This window comes from Pseudomonas sp. NFX15 (assembly GCF_049132105.1).
In the GTDB taxonomy this organism is placed as follows: Bacteria; Pseudomonadota; Gammaproteobacteria; order Pseudomonadales; family Pseudomonadaceae; genus Aquipseudomonas.
Genome location: NZ_JAFMPV010000052.1, coordinates 1 through 5,042 on the forward strand (window position 1 = coordinate 1; position 5,042 = coordinate 5,042).

The window sequence follows — 5,042 nt, forward strand, 5'->3', positions numbered from 1 at the left end:
GCCATCGCGAGCAGGCTCGCTCCTACAGTGGGTTTGCGTTAGCCCAGCACCAGCGTTCCACGCGCAACCAGTGTCGCATTCCCACCTATCTTCACCCGTTCCCCTTCCAGCCGACAGAACAACTCCCCACCCCGCGCCGAACGCTGAAAAGCCGTCAGGCTCGACGTGTCCAAACGCTTGGCCCAATACGGAATCAGCAGGCAGTGGGTCGATCCGGTCACCGGGTCTTCATTGATACCGATGGCCGGTGCGAAATAGCGCGAGACGAAATCGTGCCGGTTACCGGGCGCCGTCACGATGGCGCCCAGCCACGGCAGTTTCGCCAGGGCGGCCATGTCCGGTTTGCAATCGAGCACAGCCTGCTCGGACTCCAGCACCACGAACAGTTCGTTCGAACCCAGCACTTGCTGGGCTTTCACGCCCAGTGCCTGCTCCACAGCCAGTGTGTCATCCACGGGCGTTGGCACGATGACTGGAAAATCCAGCCACAACCGCCCACCCTCACGGGTCACGCTCAGCGCGCCGGACTGGCAGGCGAAATCCAGTCGCTCGACTGGCTCTTTATAGACCTCGAACAACACATGGGCACTGGCCAGCGTGGCGTGACCGCACAAGGGCACTTCGGTGGTCGGGGTAAACCAGCGAATGTGCCAGCCCTGCCCTTCGCGCACGACAAACGCCGTTTCGGCGAGGTTGTGTTCGGCGGCGATCTTTTGCATCAAATCATCGGCGAGCCAGGTGTCGAGCCGGTAGACCATCGCCGGGTTGCCACTGAAGGGCTGATTGCTGAACGCGTCGACCTGATGAAACTCAAGTTGCATAACCGTCTCCCGTTGTCTGGTCGCCGAGCATGCAACGCAGGCCAGGCCGACACCAGTGACAGAACCGATGGATTTTCCCCATACAGCCCTCAAGCGCGGCCGATGTCGGCAAACTTCGCCTGGGTATGTTCAGCCAACACGGCGGGTGCCAGTTCAACTTCCAACCCCCGGCGACCGGCACTGACAAAAATGCTGGCAAAAGGCTGGGCCGAATTGTCGATGAAGGTACGCAAGCGCTTCTTTTGCCCTAACGGGCTGATCCCGCCCAACAGGTAGCCCGTGGAACGCTGCGCCGCCGCCGGATCGGCCATTTCGACCTTTTTCACACCGGCCGCGTGGGCCAGGCCTTTCAAGTCCAGGCTGCCAACGACCGGCACCACCGCCACCAGCAACTCGCCTTTTTCACTGGCCGCCAGCAACGTCTTGAACACCTGCGCCGGATCGAGCCCGAGTTTTTCTGCCGCCTCCAACCCGTAGGACGCGGCCTTCGGGTCATGTTCATAACTGTGTACGTGATGTTCGGCCCGAACCTTTTTCAACAAATCCAATGCGGGGGTCATGGCAGCTCCAGACTGGGCAGCAGAAGAAAAATACTGCGGCGGATTCTAGGACATTGATCGTTAAAAGGCTTCAGCTCAGCGCGTATCCGTAACGCCATTGCTTGGTCACCCCATTCCCTGATGACTCGTTCATTCATGCGACGAATAGTTTATTTATGACCGACAGTTCACTTTCGACCTTTGACAGCAGTGTTTCTTGTCTATATTTTTTCGTTTCTGAAACTGTACGAATTATCCTACCGTTGCACCCAGCAGTAATCCGAGGACCAGGATGGGGATCCCCCTCGGCGAAAAACGCGCTTTGACCGTGATGGAAAGAAAGCGCCAGACAACAAAAAAATTGAGGTTTCAATGACTACTGCTTTGCAACAACCGTCGCTTTCGAGCCAATGCATGGCTGAATTCCTAGGGACGGCGCTGCTGATCTTTTTTGGCACAGGCTGCGTTGCCGCGCTCAAAGTCGCGGGTGCCAGTTTTGGCTTATGGGAAATCAGCATTATCTGGGGCGTCGGCGTGAGCATGGCGATCTACCTGACCGCCGGGGTTTCCGGCGCTCACCTGAACCCTGCCGTCAGCATTGCCTTGAGCATTTTCGCCGACTTCGAAAAACGTAAACTGCCTTTCTACGTACTTGCCCAAGTGGCGGGCGCCTTCTGTGGCGCATTGTTGGTTTACACGCTGTACAGCAATCTGTTCTTCGAATTCGAACAAACGCACCACCTGGTTCGTGGCACCCAGGCCAGTCTGGAATTGGCCTCTGTGTTCTCGACCTTCCCCAATCCGGTGCTGACCACGGCCCAGGCGTTTCTGGTGGAGGTGATCATCACGGCGATCCTGATGGGCGTGATCATGTCCCTGACCGACGACAACAATGGCCTGCCCAAAGGCCCGTTGGCCCCGCTGCTGATCGGCTTGCTGATTGCCGTGATCGGCAGCTCGATGGGACCGCTCACCGGTTTTGCCATGAACCCGGCGCGGGATTTCGGGCCCAAGCTGATGACTTTCTTCGCTGGCTGGGGTGAAATTTCCCTCACCGGCGGACGCAATATTCCGTACTTCCTGATTCCTGTTTTCGCACCGATTGTCGGTGCCTGCCTCGGCGCTGCGGCCTACCGTGGGTTGATTGCCCGCCACCTGCCCAGCGCCGTTCCTGCTACAAAGGATGCAACGGCAGCCATTGACGGCAAACCCAGAACTTCTTGATACCGTTGGCGCGTGCCCCCTGCCCCTTGATCACGCGCCAGACCTCACTCCCTTATTTCGTCCAAGGCAATCGACATGACCGACACACAGAATAAGAACTACATCATTGCCCTCGATCAGGGTACGACCAGCTCCCGCGCGATCATTTTCGACCGCGACGCGAACGTGGTTTGCACTGCCCAACGGGAGTTCGCCCAGCATTACCCGCAAGCCGGCTGGGTCGAGCACGACCCGATGGAAATCTTCGCCACACAAAGCGCCGTGATGGTCGAGGCCCTGGCGCAAGCCGGCCTGCACCACGACCAGGTGGCCGCGATCGGCATCACCAACCAGCGTGAAACCACCGTCGTGTGGGACAAGAACACCGGCCGCCCGATTTACAATGCCATCGTCTGGCAGTGCCGACGCAGCACCGAGATCTGCCAGCAGCTCAAGCGGGACGGTCACGAGCAATACATCAGCGACACCACCGGCCTGGTCACCGACCCGTATTTCTCCGGCACCAAGCTCAAGTGGATCCTCGACAACGTCGAAGGCAGCCGCGAACGCGCACGCAACGGTGAGTTGCTGTTCGGCACCGTCGACAGCTGGCTGATCTGGAAATTTACTGGCGGCAAGGTGCATGTCACCGACTACACCAACGCCTCGCGCACCATGCTCTTCAATATCCACACCCTGGAGTGGGACGCGAAGATGCTGGAAGTCCTCGACATCCCGCGCGAGATGCTCCCCGAAGTTAAATCCTCCTCGCAAATCTACGGCCACACCAAGAGCGGCATCGCCATCGGCGGCATTGCCGGTGACCAGCAAGCCGCGCTGTTCGGCCAGATGTGCGTCGAGCCAGGCCAGGCGAAAAACACTTACGGCACCGGCTGCTTCCTGCTGATGAACACCGGCGACAAAGCGGTGAAATCCCAGCACGGCATGCTCACCACCATCGCCTGCGGCCCTCGCGGCGAAGTGGCGTACGCGCTGGAAGGCGCCGTGTTCAACGGCGGTTCCACCGTGCAATGGCTGCGTGACGAGCTGAAGATCATCAACGACGCCCACGACACCGAATACTTTGCCAACAAGGTCAAGGACAGCAACGGCGTGTACCTGGTGCCCGCCTTCACCGGTCTGGGCGCGCCCTATTGGGACCCGTATGCCCGTGGCGCCTTGTTCGGCCTGACCCGCGGCGTGCGCGTGGATCACATCATTCGTGCGGCGCTGGAGTCGATCGCCTACCAGACCCGCGACGTGCTCGATGCGATGCAGCAGGATTCTGGCGAACGCCTCAAGGCCCTGCGCGTGGACGGCGGTGCGGTGGCCAACAACTTCCTGATGCAGTTCCAGGCCGACATCCTCGGCACCCAGGTCGAGCGCCCGCAAATGCGCGAGACGACCGCGCTCGGCGCCGCTTACCTGGCAGGCCTGGCATGTGGCTTCTGGGGCAGCCTGGAAGAGTTGCGCGGCAAGGCTGTGATCGAGCGCCAGTTCGAACCGACACTCGACGAAACGGCAAAGGAAAAACTCTACGCCGGCTGGAAAAAAGCCGTCAGCCGCACCCGTGACTGGGCGGCAGAAGACGCGGCGGAGTAAGCCAACAGCCGACCGTATCTGCATGTAACTAGCAGGGAGCAGATTCCTGCGGCATCATGGGCAAATTTTGCACGGCAGCCCCAAGGACGCCCCATGAATCTGCCTCCCCGCCAGCAGCAAATCCTCGAACTGGTTCGCGAACGCGGCTATGTCAGCATCGAGGAAATGGCCACGCTGTTCGTAGTGACCCCGCAGACCATTCGCCGCGATATCAATCAGCTCGCGGAAGCCAATTTGCTGCGTCGCTACCACGGCGGCGCCGCCTACGACTCCAGTGTCGAAAACACCGCCTACGCCATGCGCGCCGATCAGATGCGCGATGAAAAGCAGCGCATCGGCGAAGCCATTGCCGCGCAGATTCCCGACCATGCTTCGTTGTTCATCAACATTGGCACCACCACCGAATCCATCGCCCGGGCACTGCTCAATCACAGTCACCTGAAGATCATCACCAACAACCTGCACGTGGCATCGATGCTCAGCGCCAAGGACGATTTCGACGTGCTGCTGACCGGTGGCAATGTGCGGCGCGATGGCGGCGTGGTCGGCCAGGCCAGTGTCGACTTCATCAACCAGTTCAAGGTCGATTTCGCCCTGGTCGGCATCAGCGGTATCGATGAAGACGGCAGCCTGCTGGACTTCGATTACCAGGAAGTGCGGGTGTCCCAGGCGATCATTGCCAACGCCCGGCAAGTGATCCTGGCGGCCGACTCCAGCAAATTCGGGCGCAACGCCATGATTCGCCTGGGACCGATCAGCCTGGTCGATTGCCTGGTCACCGACCAGCAGCCTTCCCCGGCGCTGGCGCAGTTGTTGAACCAACACAAGGTTCGGTTGGAGGTCGTTTAACACTGAAGGTAGTTAAACAACCTGTAGC

Annotated in this window: 5 protein-coding genes; 3 read left to right on the plus strand and 2 right to left on the minus strand. The window is 59.8% G+C overall.

Features of this window, described 5'->3' with window-relative positions; translation table 11 throughout:
• Positions 1 to 38 precede the first annotated feature (38 nt).
• Positions 39 to 821 (minus strand): PhzF family phenazine biosynthesis protein, encoded by a 783-nt coding sequence (locus tag J1D76_RS27735; RefSeq protein WP_421141547.1) that lies wholly within the window; start codon positions 819 to 821, stop codon positions 39 to 41.
• An 89-nt stretch (positions 822 to 910) separates the two neighbouring features.
• Positions 911 to 1,381 carry a Cys-tRNA(Pro) deacylase gene (gene ybaK / locus J1D76_RS27740; protein WP_421141549.1) on the minus strand — a complete coding sequence of 157 codons (471 nt, stop codon included), beginning with the start codon at positions 1,379 to 1,381 and terminating at the stop codon, positions 911 to 913.
• Positions 1,382 to 1,732: 351 nt separating this feature from the next.
• Between ybaK and J1D76_RS27745 the strand changes: the two genes are divergently transcribed.
• From J1D76_RS27745 to J1D76_RS27755, 3 genes are all read left to right on the plus strand, one after another.
• Positions 1,733 to 2,584: an MIP/aquaporin family protein gene (locus J1D76_RS27745; protein WP_421141550.1), complete on the plus strand. Its 852-nt coding sequence runs from the start codon at positions 1,733 to 1,735 to the stop codon at positions 2,582 to 2,584.
• Between the two features lie 75 nt (positions 2,585 to 2,659).
• Positions 2,660 to 4,165 carry a glycerol kinase GlpK gene (gene glpK / locus J1D76_RS27750; protein ID WP_421141551.1) on the plus strand — a complete coding sequence of 502 codons (1,506 nt, stop codon included), beginning with the start codon at positions 2,660 to 2,662 and terminating at the stop codon, positions 4,163 to 4,165.
• Between the two features lie 93 nt (positions 4,166 to 4,258).
• Entirely contained in the window at positions 4,259 to 5,014 is a 756-nt protein-coding gene (locus J1D76_RS27755) for a DeoR/GlpR family transcriptional regulator (RefSeq protein WP_007971301.1), read from the plus strand.
• Positions 5,015 to 5,042 lie beyond the last annotated feature (28 nt).

What these genes read in the sequence shown, in the direction of transcription:
- J1D76_RS27735 (WP_421141547.1), bottom strand. Translation starts at nt 821, where the DNA reads ATGCAACTTGAGTTTCATCAGGTCGACGCGTTCAGCAATCAGCCCTTC.
- ybaK (WP_421141549.1), bottom strand. Translation starts at nt 1,381, where the DNA reads ATGACCCCCGCATTGGATTTGTTGAAAAAGGTTCGGGCCGAACATCAC.
- J1D76_RS27745 (WP_421141550.1), top strand. Translation starts at nt 1,733, where the DNA reads ATGACTACTGCTTTGCAACAACCGTCGCTTTCGAGCCAATGCATGGCT.
- glpK (WP_421141551.1), top strand. Translation starts at nt 2,660, where the DNA reads ATGACCGACACACAGAATAAGAACTACATCATTGCCCTCGATCAGGGT.
- J1D76_RS27755 (WP_007971301.1), top strand. Translation starts at nt 4,259, where the DNA reads ATGAATCTGCCTCCCCGCCAGCAGCAAATCCTCGAACTGGTTCGCGAA.